Origin of the sequence: Nostoc sp. UHCC 0302, from assembly GCF_038096175.1 — a bacterium.
In the GTDB taxonomy this organism is placed as follows: Bacteria; Cyanobacteriota; Cyanobacteriia; order Cyanobacteriales; family Nostocaceae; genus UHCC-0302.
In genome coordinates this window covers 3,040,217-3,060,731 of sequence record NZ_CP151099.1, presented here as the reverse complement: position 1 = coordinate 3,060,731, position 20,515 = coordinate 3,040,217, and the positions used below count along the sequence as shown (strand labels likewise).

At 39.6% G+C, this 20,515-nt stretch carries 20 protein-coding genes and 3 pseudogenes; 16 read left to right on the top strand and 7 right to left on the bottom strand.

From position 1 onward, the window contains the following. Window positions 1-55: 55 nt before the first annotated feature. The 4 genes and pseudogenes from WKK05_RS13125 to WKK05_RS13110 form a co-directional block, all read left to right on the top strand. Window positions 56-209, top strand: a pseudogene (locus WKK05_RS13125) (HU family DNA-binding protein); the annotation flags it as partial. Between the two features lie 11 nt (window positions 210-220). Then, on the top strand, window positions 221-418 hold the full coding sequence (locus WKK05_RS13120; RefSeq protein ID WP_341530113.1) for a hypothetical protein: 198 nt from the start codon (window positions 221-223) through the stop codon (window positions 416-418). Window positions 419-480: 62 nt separating this feature from the next. Continuing rightward, window positions 481-1,050 (top strand): YbhN family protein, encoded by a 570-nt coding sequence (locus WKK05_RS13115; protein WP_341530112.1) that lies wholly within the window; start codon window positions 481-483, stop codon window positions 1,048-1,050. 100 nt (window positions 1,051-1,150) lie between these two features. Then, a complete protein-coding gene (locus WKK05_RS13110) occupies window positions 1,151-2,041 on the top strand; it encodes a transposase (protein ID WP_341530111.1) in 891 nt (296 codons plus the stop codon). A 292-nt stretch (window positions 2,042-2,333) separates the two neighbouring features. On the opposite strand, the gene WKK05_RS13105 is transcribed toward WKK05_RS13110, so the two are convergent. Next, on the bottom strand, window positions 2,334-2,558 hold the full coding sequence (locus WKK05_RS13105) for a hypothetical protein (RefSeq protein ID WP_341530110.1): 225 nt from the start codon (window positions 2,556-2,558) through the stop codon (window positions 2,334-2,336). A gap of 134 nt (window positions 2,559-2,692) precedes the next feature. Here WKK05_RS13105 and WKK05_RS13100 point away from each other — a divergent pair, with 134 nt between their 5' ends. From WKK05_RS13100 to WKK05_RS13075, 6 genes are all read left to right on the top strand, one after another. Further along, window positions 2,693-3,307: a transposase gene (locus WKK05_RS13100; protein ID WP_341530109.1), complete on the top strand. Its 615-nt coding sequence runs from the start codon at window positions 2,693-2,695 to the stop codon at window positions 3,305-3,307. Between the two features lie 87 nt (window positions 3,308-3,394). Beyond that, a complete protein-coding gene (locus tag WKK05_RS13095) occupies window positions 3,395-3,607 on the top strand; it encodes a hypothetical protein (protein WP_341530108.1) in 213 nt (70 codons plus the stop codon). A 32-nt stretch (window positions 3,608-3,639) separates the two neighbouring features. Next, window positions 3,640-4,236: a hypothetical protein gene (locus WKK05_RS13090; protein ID WP_341530107.1), complete on the top strand. Its 597-nt coding sequence runs from the start codon at window positions 3,640-3,642 to the stop codon at window positions 4,234-4,236. A gap of 26 nt (window positions 4,237-4,262) precedes the next feature. Further along, window positions 4,263-4,454 (top strand): hypothetical protein, encoded by a 192-nt coding sequence (locus WKK05_RS13085; RefSeq protein WP_341530106.1) that lies wholly within the window; start codon window positions 4,263-4,265, stop codon window positions 4,452-4,454. A 289-nt stretch (window positions 4,455-4,743) separates the two neighbouring features. Then, a complete protein-coding gene (locus tag WKK05_RS13080) occupies window positions 4,744-6,837 on the top strand; it encodes an AAA family ATPase (RefSeq protein WP_341530105.1) in 2,094 nt (697 codons plus the stop codon). A 366-nt stretch (window positions 6,838-7,203) separates the two neighbouring features. Further along, on the top strand, window positions 7,204-10,179 hold the full coding sequence (locus WKK05_RS13075; protein WP_341530104.1) for a DUF4157 domain-containing protein: 2,976 nt from the start codon (window positions 7,204-7,206) through the stop codon (window positions 10,177-10,179). 150 nt (window positions 10,180-10,329) lie between these two features. Here the strand turns inward: WKK05_RS13075 and WKK05_RS13070 are convergent, their stop codons facing one another. Continuing rightward, window positions 10,330-10,518, bottom strand: coding sequence for a hypothetical protein (locus tag WKK05_RS13070; RefSeq protein WP_341530103.1), 189 nt, complete (start codon window positions 10,516-10,518; stop codon window positions 10,330-10,332). A 302-nt stretch (window positions 10,519-10,820) separates the two neighbouring features. Here WKK05_RS13070 and WKK05_RS13065 point away from each other — a divergent pair, with 302 nt between their 5' ends. The 6 genes and pseudogenes from WKK05_RS13065 to WKK05_RS13040 form a co-directional block, all read left to right on the top strand. Then, window positions 10,821-11,087, top strand: a complete 267-nt coding sequence (locus WKK05_RS13065; protein WP_341531080.1) for an HU family DNA-binding protein — start codon at window positions 10,821-10,823, stop codon at window positions 11,085-11,087. A gap of 262 nt (window positions 11,088-11,349) precedes the next feature. Continuing rightward, window positions 11,350-13,005: pseudogene (locus tag WKK05_RS13060) on the top strand (IS1634 family transposase). Window positions 13,006-14,308: 1,303 nt separating this feature from the next. After that, on the top strand, window positions 14,309-15,508 hold the full coding sequence (locus WKK05_RS13055) for a hypothetical protein (protein ID WP_341530102.1): 1,200 nt from the start codon (window positions 14,309-14,311) through the stop codon (window positions 15,506-15,508). A gap of 29 nt (window positions 15,509-15,537) precedes the next feature. Further along, window positions 15,538-16,659 (top strand): IS630 family transposase, encoded by a 1,122-nt coding sequence (locus WKK05_RS13050; RefSeq protein ID WP_341530101.1) that lies wholly within the window; start codon window positions 15,538-15,540, stop codon window positions 16,657-16,659. 20 nt (window positions 16,660-16,679) lie between these two features. Continuing rightward, window positions 16,680-16,937, top strand: coding sequence for a choice-of-anchor Q domain-containing protein (locus tag WKK05_RS13045; protein WP_341530100.1), 258 nt, complete (start codon window positions 16,680-16,682; stop codon window positions 16,935-16,937). Between the two features lie 34 nt (window positions 16,938-16,971). Next, window positions 16,972-17,244, top strand: a pseudogene (locus WKK05_RS13040) (helix-turn-helix domain-containing protein); the annotation flags it as partial. A gap of 236 nt (window positions 17,245-17,480) precedes the next feature. Here the strand turns inward: WKK05_RS13040 and WKK05_RS13035 are convergent. The 5 genes from WKK05_RS13035 to WKK05_RS13015 form a co-directional block, all read right to left on the bottom strand. Continuing rightward, complete coding sequence (locus WKK05_RS13035; protein ID WP_341530099.1) at window positions 17,481-17,738, bottom strand: hypothetical protein; 258 nt, start codon at window positions 17,736-17,738, stop codon at window positions 17,481-17,483. 219 nt (window positions 17,739-17,957) lie between these two features. Next, window positions 17,958-18,467, bottom strand: a complete 510-nt coding sequence (locus WKK05_RS13030) for an SLOG family protein (protein WP_341530098.1) — start codon at window positions 18,465-18,467, stop codon at window positions 17,958-17,960. A 273-nt stretch (window positions 18,468-18,740) separates the two neighbouring features. Next, window positions 18,741-19,709: a replicative DNA helicase gene (locus WKK05_RS13025; RefSeq protein WP_341530097.1), complete on the bottom strand. Its 969-nt coding sequence runs from the start codon at window positions 19,707-19,709 to the stop codon at window positions 18,741-18,743. Then, window positions 19,694-20,047: a DnaB-like helicase N-terminal domain-containing protein gene (locus tag WKK05_RS13020; RefSeq protein ID WP_341530096.1), complete on the bottom strand. Its 354-nt coding sequence runs from the start codon at window positions 20,045-20,047 to the stop codon at window positions 19,694-19,696. The genes WKK05_RS13025 and WKK05_RS13020 overlap by 16 nt, the downstream gene beginning before the upstream one ends. Continuing rightward, window positions 20,044-20,514, bottom strand: coding sequence for a hypothetical protein (locus tag WKK05_RS13015; protein WP_341530095.1), 471 nt, complete (start codon window positions 20,512-20,514; stop codon window positions 20,044-20,046). The genes WKK05_RS13020 and WKK05_RS13015 overlap by 4 nt, the downstream gene beginning before the upstream one ends. Between the last annotated feature and the right edge of the window lies 1 nt (window position 20,515).

Here is a 20,515-nt window from a genome sequence, read left to right as displayed (position 1 = left end):
TAGATTAGTACACAGGTGCTACAACGAGAGTGATAAGCGCACTAGCGAATGGAGAAAGATAACGCTCTTTGGCTTTGGGTCATTTGAACGGCGGGAACGTTCCCAGCGCGAGGGGCGTAATCCTAAAACAATGAGCCAATGACTATCCAGCTACTAGAGTGCCTGCGTTTTCTGCTGGGAAGCTGTTCAAAGAAAAAGTAGCACCATAGATGAATTGCTAGTGGTCAAGCAATCTCATCACTGCTTCCTCTGTAGCGATCGCAGTTCTCAAGGCAGCGTGGGGCAACGGCGGGGGAACGTGAGTGTTGAGTTACAGATGTTAGACAAGTGCGATCGCCGTCAACAAATAGTTCCCAAATCCTTGCTACTACTAAGGTTCAGTAGTGTATTTGCCGTTTCCCACCGTAGCACAAAGTAATCTAGATTTCATAATGGACTAATCCGAGTAAGCTACTAAATACTGTTGTAATCATCAACTGTATGAGTAAGCAAAAGCGTAGAATCAATTTGATTTTTTCGTTATTGAGTCTCCTACTATTTATTTGTGCTGTAGTTGCAATTAGTCAGCAACTCAAAAAGTATAGCTATTGGGAACTAGTTAATAGTATCAAAGCAACTGCAAGTATTCATCTATTATTAGTATTGGGACTGACAACTGTCAGTTATTTAGTACTTACAGTCTATGATATTTTAGCTTGCTACCAGATTAGTCAAAGACTGCCTTATTTAAAAATTATTCTTGCAGATTTTTTGGGTCATGCTATTAGTAATAGTGTAGGCTTTGCGGTATTAACAGGTAGTGCTGTTCGCTATCGGCTTTATTATAACTGGGGATTATCAGTTGTTGAGATTGCACAAATAATTGCTTTTAGTAATCTCAGCTTCTGGCTAGGCTTGTTTGCTATCGGCGGAATTGGATTTATTCTTGAACCACTTACTATTCCGAAATTACTGCATTTGCCTTTCACTTCTGCTCATCCTTTGGGGTGGATTTTTCTGGCTATAGTAGTCTGCTATATATTAGGCAGCTTTCGACTAACTGGACTTTAGACTAAATGGGGAATGACCAAGAAAAAAAAGGGAGTGTGATTGAACACAGCCCCCTTTTGGCAGAAGCTGAGAAAAGAACTACCCTTACTCGCCTGCCAACATGAAACTTGCCAGACTTGAAGAATTTCGTCAAGTAGCTTATGAATATTTAGGTAGAGCTAAAGACGCGACTTTTGAATTAACAGATGCTATATTGCTGACCCGTAATGTTTACTCCTTAGCAGATTTATCCTTATCGCCAGTATTTAGGCGCAAGTGGCCAAGTATCTATGAAGCATTACAGGATAGCAGACCACAGCGGCAGAAATTGATGCAACTATATATCAAACAAATACCAACACAGGAGGAGCGTCCATTATTGGCAGGCGACCATACTAACTGGTCACGCCCAGAGGCAGTGACGTTGCAAGAGAGAACATTTGAGCATAGTGGTACATCCATAGCGGGAAATAAACCGATTACCATTGGTCAGGGGTATAGTACAATTGCCTGGATACCTGAAAAATCAGGCAGTTGGGCATTACCCCTTAGACATGAACGGATTACAAGTGGCGAAAGTCCAATTACAAAAGCGATTTGGCAGCTAAGACAGGTGTGTAAGCATTTACCCATTAGACCGATTTCTGTTTGGGACAGCGAGTATGGCTGTGCGCCTTTTGTCTTAAAGACTACTAGTATTGCAGCAGACATTCTAATAAGATTACGTTCAAATCTTTGTTTATGGGGTGAGCCTGAAGCTTATTCTGGGAAGGGACGACCCAAGAAACACGGGTCTAAATTCAAACTCAATGAACCCACAACATGGAGTGAGGCTGCATCTGTCTTCGAGGTAGATGATCCGAAACTACATCGGGTAAGAGCTAGCTTATGGAAAAATCTACATTTCCGTAAAGCGGCGGCACGCCCGATGTCACTGATCAGAGTTGAACGTCTTGATCAACAAGGTAATCAACGAATATCAAAACCTTTGTGGTTAGCTTCTGGAGTTTAGACTAGGCAATACAAAACTACCCAGTAGGGCTGAGTTAATCAGAGACTTACCAAAAGTATGAATAATCTTTGATATTAAACAGCTACAGATGGTTCTTTGCGGGGTGGTGTTGCTGTCTTTTTAACTATTGGAAATCGGTTTTTACGTAGACGGGTTTTTCCTGGCGTCCAGCCTGGAGACTTTCCACGAGGTTTGGGTGATAGGGCCGGAGTACCAATTGCGGCGAAAACTCCGCCTATAGCTTGAGCAACTCTTCCAGGGGTTAATTTTTCGAGAGACTTCTGCCTTGGCGCTAGCCTCTCCCTTTGGGAGAAGGTAGAGGGTTGTCAGTAACAATATCACGCGCTAACCACAACTCCCAAGTCATCAGAGGCATTAAATCACTCCAGCGCTCACATTGCTTAGGGGTACTTAGTTTTGGTACAGTCCAATGTAAGCGTTGCTTTAAAAAGCGATACCAGTGGTCAACCGTAAAGCGACGCAAGTAAAGTCGCCAAACTTCTTCTAAAGGAGGCATTTCTTCTCCTACCCAAGCTACTGGAGTTTAGACTAAATAGCCCGTGCCTCAAGAAAAAAATAAGGGGTGTGCTTGAACACAGGCCCCCTATTAGCAGAACCTGAGAGAAGAACCACCAACTCTCGTCTGCCAATATGAAAAGTGACAAATTAAAAGAATTTCGTCAAGCAGCGTACAAGTATTTAGGTCGAGCGCATGACGCAACTTTTGAACTGACAGATGCAATATTGCTGACTCGGAATGCTTACAGTTTGGCAGATTTATCGCTATCGCCAGTATTTAGGCGTAAATGGCCAAGTATCTACGAAGTATTACAAGATTGCAGACCACAGCGACAGAAATTGATGCAGTTATACATCAAGCAGATGCCAAAACAGGATCGTCCGTTGTTAGCAGGCGACTACACAGCCTGGTCACGTCCAGATGCTGTAACTCTTATTGAGAGGACAATTGAACACAGTATTGTCTCAATGGGGGGAGACAAACCAATTACCGTTGGTCAAGGGTATAGTACCATTGCATGGATACCGGAAGATTCGGGCAGTTGGGTATTACCCTTGCGACATGAGCGAATTACCAGTTGGGAAAACCCGATACAGAAGGCGGTTTGGCAACTACAACAAGTGTGTGAACATTTACCCACTAGACCGATTTCGGTTTGGGATAGTGAGTATGGGTGCGCCCCTTTCATTTTGAAGACTAGCAACATCAAAGCAGATATTTTAGTACGTTTGCGTTCTGTGACTTGAAGAAGATTTTGGACAAGTTTCGGAAGGAGAAGTTGGACAAGTTGCAAGCTGAAATACCTATAACTTCGTTAAGGTATTAATCAAGCGATGCCTTCGGCGGCAAGCTACGCAAGTTTGGAAAAAGAAAATGGACATAGTAACAGAAATGGAACAAGAACATGGACGCAAATTCAGATAAATAGTACTCAAATGCCAACTTTTTACCTAACTCGTAAATTTATCACAAACTTTGCGATCGCTTGCTGCCATAGCCATCGCTATTACCAAAACCTTTATTTTGCATACAGGTATAGAGTTTAAGCCGTTTAGTTTTCCTTTATCCTATTTTTTGGATGTTTTTGGAACGTAAACTTGGACATCCATTTTTGGAAGGTAAAGCTGGACAACGTGTCCAAAATCTTCTTCAAGTCACACGTTCTAACCTGTGTTTATGGGGCGCACCAACAACATATTCTGGTAGGGGACGACCAAGGAAACATGGTGATAAATTTAAACTTAATGAACCTCTCACATGGAGTGAAGTCACTCAAAGCATAGAAGTAACCCATTCCAAGCTCGGACGAGTCAAAGTGAGCTTATGGTCTAATTTACACTTTCGTAAAACTGCTACACGTCCTATGTCTCTCATCAGGGTTGAGCGTCTTGATGACCTTGGCAATTCACGGGTGTCAAAATCTTTGTGGTTGGCTTGGGTAGGAGAGGAAATGCCTCTACTCGAAGAAGTTTGGCAACTCTACTTGCAACGCTTTACTGTTGACCACTGGTATCGCTTTTTGAAGCAACGCCTACACTGGACATTGCCTAAGTTCAGTAGTCCTAAGCAATGTGAGCGCTGGAGTGACCTCATGCCTCTGATGACTTGGGAGTTGTGGTTGGCTCGTGATATTGTTACTGACAATCCTCTACCTTCTCCCAAAGGGAGAGGCTAGCGCCAAGGCAAAAGTCACTCGATAAATTGACCCCCGGACGAGTCGCTCAAGCTATGGGAGGAATTTTCGCGGCGATTGGTACTCCTGCTCAACCACCCAAACCTCGTGGAAAATCTCCTGGCTGGAAAACCGGACAACCACGAACGCGTAGAATTCGCTATCCCATTGTTAAAAAAACTACAACTCGACCTCGCAAGCAACAACCAGAATCTGCTTAAGTCAGTCAATTTTCATGCCTCATATCTGTTTTTCTTCAACTCAGCCCTGCTGGGTCATTTCTTGCTGCCTAGTCTAAACTCCAGATTGTAAAAAACATGGTTATATTTTTCATTTTATAAAAAAGAGAAAATACAATTAACAAAAAATTAAGAATTTGTTAATAACAATTTAATTTTGTCTTAACGGGCTTTAAAAACATTTATTTAGTAATAAATTCATATTTATTACTAAGTACGAAAAATTATTTGACAAATGCTTAATTTTATGAATTAATAATTTCATTTGTATATGTCTACCTACTTATCAATCCCTACAATAAATGACAAATGGTTAGAAGCTAATCAATCTTATTTGATGAAGGCAATTAGGCACGTAGGGGAAGCCCTACAATATCATATTCATCAAGTGGGAGAGACTGTAAACAATGGGAAAACGGAACGATGGAAAGAAAACAGAGGATTCAAAGCTGATTCCGAAAACTTTGGCGGAGATAGCGAAAATTTTTACTCCCCCACAATTGAGGCCAATAAATCATCATCTGCGTTAGAGCAGGTGTGCAATATTTTCGATTTGTCTTTGTTTGAGCGCAATGTATTACTGTTATGTGCAGGTAGAGAATTGGATCGTAATTGGTCGTCACTGTTTGTTAAGGCTCAAGGTGATCGCCAGCAAGACTATCCTACTTTTAGTTTGGCTTTAGAAGCATTAGCAGAACCGCATTGGAGTGCGCTGATGCCTAACGCCTCGTTACGTCGATGGCGATTGATTGAAGTTGGAGTAGGAAATACTCTCACTACCAATCCATTGCGGATTGATGAACGGATATTGCATCATCTTATGGGAGTGCAGCATTTGGATGAGCGCTTGATGGAGATTGAGTTACCAGTACCAGCCACGGCTTATTTAGTATCCTCCCACCAATATGTAGCACAGCAGTTGGCAGATATTTGGTTGCAGGCAACAAATGAGACAGAAATATTACCAGTCTTACAATTATGTGGAACAGAGGTGGCGAGTAAATCAGCGATTGCCTCCACTGCTTGTACCTTTTTAGGATTAAGTTTATACGCTATTTCCGCAGAAGCGATTCCTACAGATACTAACCAACTAAATCTAATCAAGTGTCTGTGTGAGCGGGAATGGATGTTAAGCGATCGCGTTCTGTTGCTAGATTGTGATGAATTAGAAACAATGGAAGCAAGCCGAGAGAGTGCAATCTCCCGTTTCATCGAAACCATTAATTGTCCTTTAATTATTACTAGTAGCGCTCGCCGCCGTCAAAGGCAGCGTCCTTTAATTACTTTTGACGTGTATCAACCCACCTCAGAGGAACAGCAGGTAATTTGGCAAAATGCTTTGGGGAACATTACACCCAGCTTTCAACAACACATAGAAACTTTGGTATCTCATTTCAGCCTCAGCCCTACAAACATTCAGGCTGCTTCTTTGAAAGTCAAAAGTTTAGTTAAAAAAATAGAAGAACAAAAAGACAGAGAAATAGACGAGAGTGTAGCCTCTAGTTCTGTCCATCTGCACCTCTGGGATATCTGCCGCAACCAAGCACGTGTGCGTTTAGATGAGTTAGCTCAACGAATTGAGCCGTCTGTCAACTGGAATGATTTGGTATTACCAGAGAAAGAGCAGCAAATTCTACATGAAATTGCCGCTCATGTAGCACAACGGACAAAAGTGTATAAAAATTGGGGATTTGGCAGCAAAAGTGGGCGGGGACTAGGGATCAGTACCTTATTTTCGGGAGCTAGCGGTACGGGTAAGACAACAGCAGCAGAGTTATTAGCCAAAGAGTTGCGATTAGACCTTTATCGCATCGATCTAAGTTCAATTGTGAATAAGTATATTGGTGAGACAGAGAAGAATCTGCGACGAGTATTTGATGCAGCAGAAACTGGTGGCGTAATTTTATTATTTGATGAAGCAGATGCTTTATTTGGAAAGCGCTCAGAGGTAAAAGATAGTCATGATCGCTATGCAAATATGGAGGTCAGTTACTTGTTACAACGGATAGAATCTTATCGTGGTTTAGCCATTTTAACTACTAACTTAAAAAGTTCAATCGACCAAGCTTTCTTGCGCCGCCTCAGATTTGTTGTGCAATTCCCATTTCCAGATATGAAGCAAAGAGCAGAGATTTGGCAGCGTGTTTTCCCCAGCCAAACGCCGACTGAAGGGCTAGACTTCACCAAGTTGGCCCAACTGAGTATCACAGGGGGTAATATCCGTAATATCGCTTTGAATGCAGCCTTTATTGCCGCAAACTCTGGTGAGTCATTGGGAATGAAACATATTTTACAGGCTACTAAAAATGAATATATCAAACTGGAGCGCTCGCTCACTGACGCCGAGATCAAAAGTTGGGTGTAAATATTTACTTCAATATTTTATATTTAGAAATAGATAAACCCTAATCGGCTGTGAGTGCTCAAAATCTCAAGCAGATGCTTTGTTGGGTAAATCCTCAGAAGTAGAATCAGTCATGAAATCTATACAAATATAGAGCTTAACTACTTGTAGAAGAGGCTAGAGACTTACCAAGGTTTGAGGATTTTTATTACTAAATTGAAAAGCTCAATTTAACTTCCGTTTACCCACTTTTAATATCTAATTAGCGGAAAACTTTGGACTTTAGTAGAATTTTTCTGTGTAAATTTTGAGACAAAACTCTGATATTATTTATCCTAGCCTTCAGGGATATTAAGTTTGGTAGGCAGCACTTAAGGAGACTTTGAAATGAAAGCTTTACAGACAAAGAAGTTTCTTGGAAAAAAATCCACTTCAGATGCTGCCATACCAGTACAGTCTCAAATTAAGTCGCGTCCTTTTGTAGTGAACTCTGCCCCACAGAGTCAGGAGTTGACCCAGAAACCAGAGGAACCAAAACTACAAGGATTCAACCTTGCCCAGATCCCCATATTTCCAGGAATAAGATCGGCAATGCCTGAGATGCTTCAGCCAAAGCAAACTGAGGAGACACTCAAGGATCTTCCTGAAGTAAACTTAGCTCCCAGTAACGGCGGTCAACCCATGCCGAAACTGGTGCAGCAAAAGATGGAAGCTTCCTTTGGTACAGACTTTTCTGATGTCCGCATTCACCAAGGGTCACAAGCAGAGAAGATAGGAGCACAAGCCTATACTCAGGGAAAAAATATCCACTTTCAACCAGGTAAGTATCAACCTACCACTCAGTCAGGTCAAGAATTACTAGGCCACGAATTAGCTCACATAGAACAACAGCAAACCGGACGAGTGACCGCGCCTCAGTCCAAGGGAGTTGTCATCAATGCCGACCCTCAATTAGAAGCTGAAGCTGATATGCTAGGTGCTAGGGCAGCGCGGGGTGAGTCAGCACAAGTAGCTGGGGCTGCGAATTCTGGAGTACAGTGTATGCCTGCTCAAGGTAATGTTGTACAGCGTGTGCCTGAAGAAAAGCAGCGATCAGATCAACCGTCTGGTAAGGAAGAAGATGATTCAGCTTATCTTGTGGATAGAGCTGCAATAGATGCAGTTCTGGAAGAATATTATACTGATATCTTGGATGAAGAGATAGGTAAAACCAATCCAGAAGACTTAGCCAAAATAGCCGAGGAAAAAGATAGTTTTCTCGCTCCCATAGCTGGACAAATGCTAATATCATATCAAACGCAAGACCAGGCAGGGCTATCCACGAAGACCCCAGGCTCGTCTCAAAGATCCAATAGTGAGCAATATAGTCCAGAAGATTCACTTGCTCAAGATCAACAAAAGGGTACTTCTGAGCAAGCAAGCTCTCAAGATGTGCAGCAGCAAGAAGATAATAGGTCTATTGCGGAAATATACGCGAGTATAGAGCAAATAGTAGCAACGCTTGAGACTGAGCTACCTCCACAGTCAGAACTGGAGAATCTGGCAGCTATGTCTGAGCCAGAGCAACCGCAGCGTCCGTCTACTAGAAGAAGATTTCGGCAACAACAGCCACCAATCCCTCCCCTACCTCTGACACCGCAACAGGAAGCACAACGGTTGCTACCAATGAATTATATGGCAAGACAACAGGTAATTACAGACTTGCGGCAGCAGAGGCGACCTGCTTTCGTAAATTTAGTAATTGAGGAGTTAAATGAACTAGACCGACAGCAAGCCGCAATTAGAGGATTAGAAGGAAAAATTCCGCCACAAGGGACACAGCAAGAACAGCAACCAGCAACACGCTGGGATAAAGCAAAAGAAAGAATTAATAGACCCTTTGACAATACCAAAGAGCCGAGGAAGCAAGTTGCTGATGGGATAAAGCAACACGAGACTTATTCAGATCAAACCAAAATTCTGGGACAGGATTCGAGCAAGTCTAATGTTGATCAAGTTTTGGGACAGAATCTTCCCGCCAATGATCAAGACCCAAACTCTTACTTAAACCTTCCCCCTGGCGAAACTGAAAAATTTGGAAATGATGCAGCCGTAATTGGCATGACTAGGGATGATGTTAAAGCTGTTGGTGGTTTGCTCCTATTTTCAGATTCTCTAAAGAAATTTAAGAGTGCATTTAGGGATAAGACGAAGCCAAAAAGGGAAAGGATTGCAAATGCATCTGACGGTTTAGGCAACATGACTTCCGCTATTACATACACTGGATTAGTTGGAACTCAAGCACGAAAAGGTGCTGAACATCATCAGGCTCTGGGTGGTTCAACCTCTGGATCAGGAGCTTTAGCAGCTGTCAAACAAGGGGGTACGATAGGAGGTACGTCAATACCTTTCGATGTCGGTAAGTCAGCAGCTAGCGTTTTGACAACTGTACCAAAGCTGATCACTTATACCGATGCTGGTCTGAAAGCTGCTCAAAAAGAGAATTTTGGTGGTCACAAATCTATGGGTAGGGGTATTAAAAACGTTGCAGACTTGACAAAATCGGCAGCAGGTGCAGTTAAAGATATTTCTAGTTTAGTAAACAATGCTGGTGCAGCAGGAGGGGCGCAAGGAGCGCAAATAATTGCTGGAGGGGCTGTTGCTCCTATGGGAGCAGCGGTAGTGGGTAGTGCAGAGGTTATCCAAGGAGGCTACAAATTTAAGAAGGCTTACAAGAATAAGAAAAATTTAGCCGAAATAGGAGACTCACCGACACTAGATCAACTTGAGACACTAGATCAACTCAAAGAAATACAGAAAAAGAAAATGAAGCGTGCAGCTATAAATACTGTTCTTGGTAATGTGACACTAGCTGCTGGGGTTGTAGGATTCAGTGCTGGGCCAGCAGGATTAGTGGCTGCTACTGCTATGGGTGCAGGTGTTGGAGCTTTTCAAATTGGTCAATGGGGAACAAGAAAGTTTAAGCAGAAAATGCGGGACAAAGAAGTTAAAGGATTCGATCCTAATAAGACCACAACCAAGAAAAATGAGGCTAGAAAGGAACTTGCTGGAAAGACTTTCACACTCCTAGAAGGAGCAAGTAATGAGGAAAAAGAAACTATATTCTCTAGTATAGGTTTAAATGGTAGCAAGAAAGATAGTGCAGTTCAACAAGTTTATAATGCTGTACTAGCTAAATATTTGGGAGCAGAAGAACTACAGCAGCCCACAACCCCAGTTAATCAAATATTAAAGCTGAAAGGGGACAAGAATAATTTGAAACAGGAAGTGAGTTGGAACAAGTTGAGTGGTAATGATTTTCCACCAGACTTTGTAAAACTAGTGAAGGAAGCAGTGATCAACAAAGCTTTAAAGAACCGTTGACTCTGAAGAAACACTTTATGTAAAGCTTATGTAGCAAGGGTAGGAGAGGATGGAGTGTTTTGCTGCTCTGGAGAAATTGGGACAATTTCAAGACCAAAAGCCTGAGCTTTTTGCCGGAAGTGTTTGAGAATCAGTTCCTAGTATTTTTGTTCATAGTAGTCCATACCAAGATTCAGAATATTCTTCAGTAGTTGTCCAAATTGGGTAAAACAAGCGAGTTAATTTGTGTGCAGTGGCAGTGATGGCTTTAGATGCGCCCAAGTGAGAACGTAAGCGACGATAAAATGCACCTCCTCGAATTACTTTTTCCGGCAGTTTGTGCTGCCATGCGGAAAGCATTTGCGGCGCGGTTGACTACATATGTCGCGAGATTTTTACTCCTTTTCCCCCTTTGATTGAAGAGCTAATGATGCTATGTTTCCCATACTTACTTGCAATGCTAAAGTTAATTTATGAACTCATGTGAGCTAGTGGATACTGTAGCAGCCATAACAATTCGCAATTCGCAGTTAAAAACAATTAGAAATTATGGATTACTAAGAACTTGTCAAGAAACAACCTTCCTTCTTTTTTACTAAAAATACTTGATTTAGCAAGGTTTTAGATAGCAAATTGTAAAAGTTGTTTCTTTACAGGCTCTAATTGGGAATTATTTATATGGATTACAATTGCGAATTGCGAATTGGTCAGTCGTGACCGAAGCTATAGCTAATAGGGAGAAAATAACGCTGGTAGGCTTTGGCTCATTTGAGCGGCAAGAACGCTCCGAACGCGAGGGGCGTAATCCCAAAACCCAAGAGACAATGACTATTCCGGCTACTAGAGTGCCTGGGTTTTCTCCTGGGAAGCTGTTTAACCCACATTCCGCACCTACAACTGTCACACCCCAAAGGAACAGATATATTTAGTACATAAGAACTAATAATTAAAAGAATTGACTAGAATCTATTAGAGCTAAATAGAAATTATTATAATTAACTTAGATATACAGTTGAATATTTACGACTAAGTACAAAATTTTAGTTCTTAGGTTATTTTGATGTCAAAAAGGGTTCAAAATCATTGAAAGCTTTATCCTCAATAACTATAAAAAGATAAAAAAACGTTTTGAATCGGCATAATTAGGAGAAAATTTCAACAGATATTTTAGTGGAATTTCTGTCTGTTGTTATGTTTAGTACCAAAGACCTTGAATTGAAGAAGATTGACCATTTAGGGATAGTAGCAGGAATAGTAGATTCAATTGGGATGGTAGAAATAATTAATAAATGACTAGGGGCAGAGCCAGGAGAAAAAGTCAGTGCAGGTCAGGTGGTAAAGGCGATGATTTTAAACGGATTAAGTATGATGTCACAGCCTTTATATATGTTCCCAAAATTCTTTGAATTAATCGCTTGCGAACACTTAATTGGTGCAGAAGTAAAACCAGAATATCTCAATGATGATAAGCTGGGAAGAATATTAGATAAATTATTTATAAAAGGACTAGATACAGTATTTTTAGCAATCAGTTTAAATGCTGTACAAATATATCAGATCTCACTCTCATCATCACACTTAGATTCAACATCATTTCATGTAGATGGAGAATATGAATATAGTTTACCAGAAGTAATCTTTAATAATCAAAAACAATCAGATTATATAGGAAAAGAAAATGAAGAGAGGAAATCACCTCAAGCGATAAAACTAACCTACGGTTATTCGCGTGACCATCGTCCAGACTTAAAACAATTTATTACAGAATTAGTATGTTCAGGAGATGGAGATATACCAATATATATAAAAACAGTATCAGGAAATGAAGTTGATTCTAAAAAGTTTGGAGAAATTGCAGTTGAATATAAGAAAAGAATAAAAGTTGATAGTTTAATAGTAGCAGATAGCGCATTATATACAGAATCAAATATTAAGTTAATGTCGAGTATCAAATGGTTAACTAGAGTACCATTGACGATAAAATCAGCAAAAAGCTTAGTGATGAGTTTAACAGAATCGGAATTTGTTAAAAGTGATAAATCAGGATACTCATACGCTCAAAAGAAAATAAATTATGGAGATATAGAGCAAAGATGGTTAGTTGTACAAAGTCAAGATAGAAAAAAATCTGACTTAAAGAAATTATCAAAGAAAATAGAAAAAGCTTTGACTAATACTCAAACTAAGTTAAAAAAACTAGCACAAGAGAAATTTGCTTGTGCTACTGATGCGAGAAAAGAATTAATCAAAATAAGTAAAGAATTTAAATATCATCAGATAGAAAATATCGAAATTATCGAAAAATATGCCGACATCAAAGAAGAGAATCAATTGAAATATTATCAAATATCAGCCAGGGTTGCTGAAAATAAAGATGTTATTGAACCAGAAAGGTTAAGTTCTGGAAGGTTTATAATTGCTACAAATGTTTTGTCAGAGAAAGAACTGAGCAACGAGAAGATGCTGTCTGAATATAAAGCACAACAGTCATGTGAGAGAGGATTTAGTTTTCTCAAAAGTCCTTTATTTTTAGCAGATAGTATTTTCCTGAAAAGCCCAGAAAGAATCGAAGCATTAGCAATGATAATGGGGTTATGTTTGCTAGTTTATACTCTGGCACAAAGAGAGATTAGAGCGGCTTTGAAATCCTTAAACTATACTGTAAAAAATCAATTAGGAAAAACCATAAATAATCCGACAATGCGGTGGATATTTTAATGTTTTCAATCAGTTCATCTTGTGACTTTTCAGCAAAAAACAGAATTTTTAAATTTGACATCAGAAATGAAGTACATTCTCCTGTTCCTCCCAGAAGCTTGCCGTAATTACTATAAATATATAAGTTGATTTATGAATATTATTAATATTTTAGTTATCCAATTTTACCCATTAATAAAATTAATGAGCTAAAGTTTTTATGGCGTTTTTAAATTTATTTATAGATAATTATAATTTGCAATGATATATTAAGTCTCTAAGAATAAAATTATATTATTAAATTTTTCTCCCAAATCAACCTCGTTATTTATTGCTGATTATTGAGAATAAATTTGAGAAATTTTTCTATCTCAAATGTACTTTTTCTAGATAAAAGTAATTTTTTACTCTTTCTTACTAAATTTACTTCCGTAATAACCGATTGTGACAGTTAAGGGTGCGGAATGTGAGTTAATTACTGCGCTCTCTAGCATTAAAAGCTGTAACCCTTATTCTGCACACCTTAGAGTTTTTCTTACTGCCATTCAATCATGGTTTTTGATAAAAGTCTTATTCTGTAAGCATTCCGGATTATTCTCTACCGAAAGTGACAAAACAGAGATACCAGAGTTAATACTACTGAAATAGGACACTCTTACGCACTATTAAAATTGACAAGTTAAATAAACTTTTTAAAATCAAAATTACTAAAAAAAAGTTAAATATTCCAACAAATAGTTTATTTCTTTAAGAAGTATATATGGTATTGGGTTGCGAATAATTTTTGCAAACAGTAAAATTTTCGTATTAGTATTGCTTTATCAAGCAAATGGCTGTACTCTTAAAAAAAGAAAGTAAGCAATTAACCTATTTAATTCTGAGACAAAGAAAAACAGTTTTAGTGAAAGGGAAGCTAATAAATTTAGAATACTTTATGTTTGACTAAGAATAATATTTGATAAGTAAGTTTTTAAAGCTTATTACATATCTATTTTTATTTTGCATAATGGGGGAAAATGCACTAGCTATAGATAGTAAAACTGATGTACCGAGGGATGAGTTAAATGTTATGGGAAATAGTAATATTAATACTTATCCTATGTATTTTGACTAACAAGTTTATGTTTATCTTGTCCAGCAAATATTCTGACAGATTTTTTGAACCTCTAAGACAATACAGTTGAGAGCAAATGCCTAGTGTGAGTGATCGCCTGTGGAGAAATATTGCACTGCAATATTTCTATAGCAATGTAGCTTTCAGCAATAATCCTTAACTAAACTATATCTAACTCTGAAAAGCATTTGTGAAAGTAGTCTAGTGTTTTATAAAATTTGACAACACTTACTCTTGAGTTTTGAGTACTTAAGAAAAAAGCTTCATGCTTCTACTGCTAAAAAATTATGTTTTTAGCATCACATCAATATACTTTGTAAAGAGAGGATGACATCATCAATGTCTACATTTAATGTAACTAACACCAACGCCACTGGTATTGGCTCTTTGCAGCAGGCAGTTTTGAATGCTAATGCTCAAACAGGAAGAGACATTATTAGTTTTAATGGAATATTCGGCGATAAGATTGCTGATACTATTACTCTCGGTGGTAGTAGTTTAAGCATTATAGATGATCTTGAGATTAGGGGTAAAGACGCGAACTCGTTAACTATTAGTGGTGATAATGCATCCCTTGTCTTTGAAATTAGTAGTGGTATCACTGTTAAGATAGGAGGATTAACTATTGCTGATGGCTATAATTCTGGGCCCACTGGTGGCGACTATGGTGGCATCTATAATCAAGGCATTCTTAGCATAAGTAATAGTATTATTAAGTATAATGTTGGTTATTACGGCGGTGGCATCTATAACACTGGTAACCTTACATTAAAAGACACTTCTATAACTCGTAACGTAGGATATTTGGGAGGTGGTATTTACAATGAAGGCACGCTAACAGTAAGTAATAGTAGTATCAATAATAACAATACTTTTGCTCTTGGGACTGGCGGTGGCATCTATAATTCTTCTGGCATTGTAACTGTGGACAACAGTACCATTAGTGAGAACGGCGGAGGTACGGATGGAGGCGGCATTTACAATTCTTTTGGGATTTTGACTGTAAACTACAGCACCATCCAAGGTAACGAGGCTTACGACGACGGTGGCGGGGTTTATAATTCTGGCGTTTTTACAGTTGCTAACAGTACTATTAATGATAATCGGATAACAATAGCTAAGAACGGTGGTGGTGGTATTTACAACTCTGGTGCAGCAATCGTGAATAACAGTACTATCAGTGGTAATGAAGCAGAAGCTGGTGGTGGTATATACAACGATAGCACAATTGCCGTCAGAAATAGCACTATCACACTTAATACTGCTTACAACTACTATGGCGGAAGCAGCGCTGGTGGCATTGATAATTCTAGCTTTGGTAATGCCACAATAGAAAACAGCATCGTTGCTGGCAACTATGACAATCCCAATAACGATTCAACTAACACCACTAACCCCGACCTTTTTGGTAATTTTAGTAGCAACGGCTATAACCTCATTGGCAATCTCAATGGCAGTAGAGGCTTCAATAGTAACGAACAGTTAAAAGTTCCTATAGAAAAAGTGCTGGATAAGCTAATCGGCACGCAAGTTGCATAATAATAAGAGGAAGTCGTCTAAAAGCAACTATGCCACCAGCAGCCAAAAACTTTTTAACGCCGGAGCAAGTCAGCAAGCTTCATGTTGCTTTAAAAGAAAGTGAACTACCACACGTTAGAGAAAGAATTTTAATTATTCTGCTCCAGAACGATGGGAAAGCGCAACACGAAATTGCTCAATTTTTAGGTTGTTCACACAGAACAGTAGCATATTGGTGTATGCACGGCGAGCCAGACAATTTAGAAACTTTACATAATAAAAGAGAGTATGAGCATTACAGAAAAGCCACTCCTGAATATATTGAACTGTTATTAAAAACTGTTGACCAGGAACCATCAGAGTTAGGTTACGAATTTGGAAAATGGACAGCAGAAAGATTAGCTACATATTTAACCGAAAAGACGGGCATTGATTTAAGTAGTTCTCAGGTAAGGAGGATATTAAAGAGAAAAAAGTATAGTTATATCTGGTCTAAATATGGTTTAGAAGACAAACAAAACCCTCTAGTTAGAGCCAAGTTTAAAGAAAAGCTTACTCAATATTTATCAATAGCAAGAGAACATCCGGAGCATTTACAGGTATGGTTTTGGGATGAAAGTGGTTTTAGTTTACGTGTGATTCGTCGGAAGGCTTGGGGTAAGAAAGGAAAACGCAAGAACGTTCCAGGACGACGACGTTGTGGTCGAGTCAATGTGATGGGAGCAATTAGAGAATTAGACCGGAAACGCGTATGCTTTTTTGTAAAAAAGGGAAATGCAGATATTTTTTATGAGCAATTGCAACAACTAAATGAAATAATCAAACAAGAATGGGTAAGTAAAGGGAACTGTTCTGAAGATTTTGCGAAATTTGGGACGAAGATTATTTTAATTTTAGATAATGCTAGTTTTCATAAACGCAAAGATGTTCTAGCTAAAATATCTGAAGAATTCCCAAATTTTGTTTTAGAATTCTTGCCTGCTTATAGCCCTGATTACAACATTATCGAATTAGTTTGGCACTCATGTAAGGAATATATTGCTCATCGTCTGTTTAAATCAGTAGATGAATTAAAATCACTGCTAGATAAGCTGTTGAATCAAGGTGAGTTAGTAATTAAGTGGCATCGCAAAATCAAAAATAAAGGCAATCTCAACTATATTGCAGCTTAAATGCCGATTAGCTTACCACCTTGCGAGACAATGGCGGCTCAGTTAAAACCCATGCTCTTGTCTCAGGCAGCCCTGCTATTAACGCGGGGAAAAATGCAGATATACCTTTGGATGTTACAGATGTAGATAAAGATGGCAATACCACAGAACAAGTGCCTTTTGACCAACGAGGTTCTGGCTATCGACGTATCTCTAGGAGGCGGGTAGATATTGGTGCTTATGAAGCAGTAGTTGCTAATGTTATTAATGGGGCTACTGGCATGCCAAGGCTAAAGTAGTGCAATAGGAAAAGCCCAAAATGGGGGTAAGGCAATGGGAAGGGGCCGTAGTGATAAAGTGCTGTTGAATACAGAACAAAGGCAAAAACTGGAAACGATTAGCCATAAAGGATATGCCCCAGCCAAAAAAATATTGCACGCACAAGTGCTATTGATGTGTGATGAAGGTGAGGGTGCAACGAAAAGATGGACAGATGAAGAAATCAGTTTAGCTCTCAACCTGCATCGCAATACAGTAGGAAGAATCAGAAAGAGATTTTTAGAACGGGGAGAAGAACCAGCCCTGAATGGCACTAAGAAAAGCAAAAATGCTTATCAATTACAATACCTTCGCCAATTTACGAGGGTAAGATGATGATACTTTAACTATTGACTCCCATTTCTTTGAGGGTAGGCAAAAACAATCAGTCCGAAAAATTTCTTTAAGGTTTCCCACAAGGATTTTTAACGTATTGATGGCAGGATAAGGGTTCCAGATTCCAAACTACATTTTCATCAAACCGCTTATATATGCTTAGTTTTGCCGTTTTTGCCAAAATTTATCTAGGCTCTTATTTTGGCAAAGGTATTGTGAACATAAGCATCTAAAGCTGCAAGTGCTGGATGTGGATGTGTTTGCGACTTCAAGCCGTTGCAGATTGTGGCGATAGTTCCTTGATCGAAGAAAGTGAAATTGATATTAGTTTGACGGACAGAACAGCGATGTAGAAGTGTCAGATCCTTAAATGCTTTAGCGATAGCGGATTCAATTTGTAAGCCGGAAAAGTTTTTGAGATGTCCTGATTTAGGTTGGTTGTGCATATTGTTGTATTTATTTACTAGTGTTTCTTACTTGTTGGAGAAAATCAGGCAGTAAAGATTTCAAAGAGTTATCTATGACAAGTTCCCTATTCCTGACTTGACGAAAGATAATTTTTGTAACTTCGCAAGCTTCTTCAAATGAACACTTAAGCTGGTCTTGAATCATTAAAGTTAGCTTTGTAGTTTCGTTCAAAAGTTCAATGCTATACTTCATAATCTTCAAAAGCCTCGATACTTAACCCACGACTTCCACACATTCAGCACTGGTTTACCCAAGCTTTCGGCATACTTGATACAGTTACCAGTTCCACCATCTGAACTATCGTAAAGCGCGAGTACCTCATCACAGTGATCGACTATATATTGATTACGCTTGTGCATCTTTTGGGGGTTATATCCTGAATGTTCAGTGGAATATTCTCTAGTTTTGTCAACATAGACGATTGCCTTTGTTTGAAATAGGATGCTCTCGTAGCATTCTTTGTCTTGCTCTGACCAAAGTTCGTCTTGTCCTTTAAATGGTACAGCAGCGATCAGGGGAATTTGTAACTCGATTGCAGCGATTGCAAGCGCTTGATCGAATCCTAAAGCCATGCCACTGATGACTTCTGTAGCTTGCATTTTTAGGAGGGAGGCTTTAGATAACGCTACTAACCTGATAAAGATTTCTTCGTTATAGCCTCCAAGTTTTTTTGTTCGGTGTCCTGTACGAGCAATAATTTTAGTCATGTTTGATTACCGTTTAGAACTTGTGTTAGCGGTTTAACTACAAGTTGAATATTGGATTTTCTAAATTGCAAGAATTCAGGAGTCAGAATAGTAGAAGAATCAGGAATTAAATTGATTTGTGGATGTACTTCTAATATTAAATCTCCTATAACTTCTGTTAGCGTAGCGAGGTGCAGCCCATTCTGAATTCTGATTTCTGAGTCCTGAATTCTTACTCAAAACTTGCTTTTTATTTCATAATTCCAAACGAAGAATATGGGATTTAGCGGGATATTACTCTCGTTTGATTAAGTTTTTAAACTTTGTATACTGGGCATCGAAAAGCAACTTGACTGTACCCGTGGGGCCATTTCTTTGCTTGACAACAATCATTTCTGCAATGCCTCTGTCAGGGCTATCTTGGTTGTAGTACTCATCGCGGTAAAGCATGATTACGACATCAGCATCTTGTTCAATTGCGCCGGATGATCTGAGATCACTCATCATCGGGCGTTTATCAGTGCGTGACTCAACACCACGGCTCAACTGTGACAGCAAAATGATTGGGACATTGCATTCACGGGCGAGAATTTTGAACCTTCTGGTAATCTCACCAAGTTCACGGACTTCATTCTCACCACCTGACATCAGTTGCAAATAATCAACAACGACTAGTGAAATTTGACCGTATTGTGCAATCGCTTGTTTAATTTTTGCACCGATGGAAAGTACACTGTTACTGAAATAATCACTGATATAAAAAGGCACAAGTTCCATGTCTAACATTTGCATTGCAAGAGTCTGCCATTGTGCAGTACCCATTTGACCAGTGCGAAAACAGTTAGCTGGGATGGCGCTTTCAGCGGCTGCAATTCGTCCAACGACTTGTTTTTTACTCATTTCCAAACTAAAGAGCAAAGTTGGAAAATTTTGCTGCTTAGCAATCGAGTATGCAATTTGGTGAGCAGCGGCTGACTTTCCCATAGATGGCCTGCCAGCGAGAATAACCAACTCTTGACGATGCAAACCACCACCAAGAATTGTGTCTAAGTCATAAAAGCCTGTGGGGATAGCAGCGATTTCACTATTGCCATTGTCCAACTGTTCGAGTTGGGTGTAGAGGTCTAGCAGAATTGAGCCGATGGATTCAACGTCTTTTTCTTCTTCTGTGGTGGTAGAGCGAATACTAGCTAATTGTTCTTCAAACAGGGCTAGCTTGTTTTGAATAGATGTCTGCCCAGCACGTTCTAAAATGCCCGGCAAGCTATCAATTCTCCTAGCCGCGATTCGATGATCAGTGCAGCTAGATGGTCAATATTGGCGCTTGTTACCACAGTATCAATCATTCGCCCAACTACACCATGTCCGCCAACCTCAAGGAGTTGCCCATTTATTTTGAGTTGGTGACAAACATTCAGTACATCAGTTGTTCTACCAGAAGAATGTACTGCAAGTATTGCTTGGTAAATTTTTTGATGGCTATGTACCGAAAAATATTCTGCTTTAAGCATATCGATGACGCGAGCGATCGCAGCCTGGTCAAACAACAGCATCCCTAAAACCTGAACTTCGGCTTCGATAACGTAAGCTTCTGCAATCATGATGTTCTCCTTGCTTCGAGTTTAATTTTGCTCAGTCGGCGTTGTTGTTCATCAAGTGATTTGAGTCTGGCGGCATCAAGTTTTTGACGAAGTTCAGGCGGCAGTACAGGTGGTGGAGCCGGAACTTCCTGGGGGAGAGCATTTTGTTGTTCAGCTTCTGGTTGTAGTTCGGCTCTGGCTTCAAGTTGTAAAATTCGAGCTTGTTTGCGCTCAAGGAAAGCATCCCAGAGATCCTCTAGAGAACCTAAATTGAACTGTTCCATGCGGCAGAGCGAGCGCCTTGCATCCCCCTTCATTGGCTCAGTTCCTCGACTGCGCCATTCGCTGCTCTTGGCTAACATACCGCGCCAGTGTTCCACAAACTCGCTGTCAAAATCTTTGGCACTGATTCGCCAAGGCGGTAATGCCTTGGGTGTAAAAAACTCATCGCATTTCTTGGCAGCATTGTATTTTCTTTGTTCAGGCAAT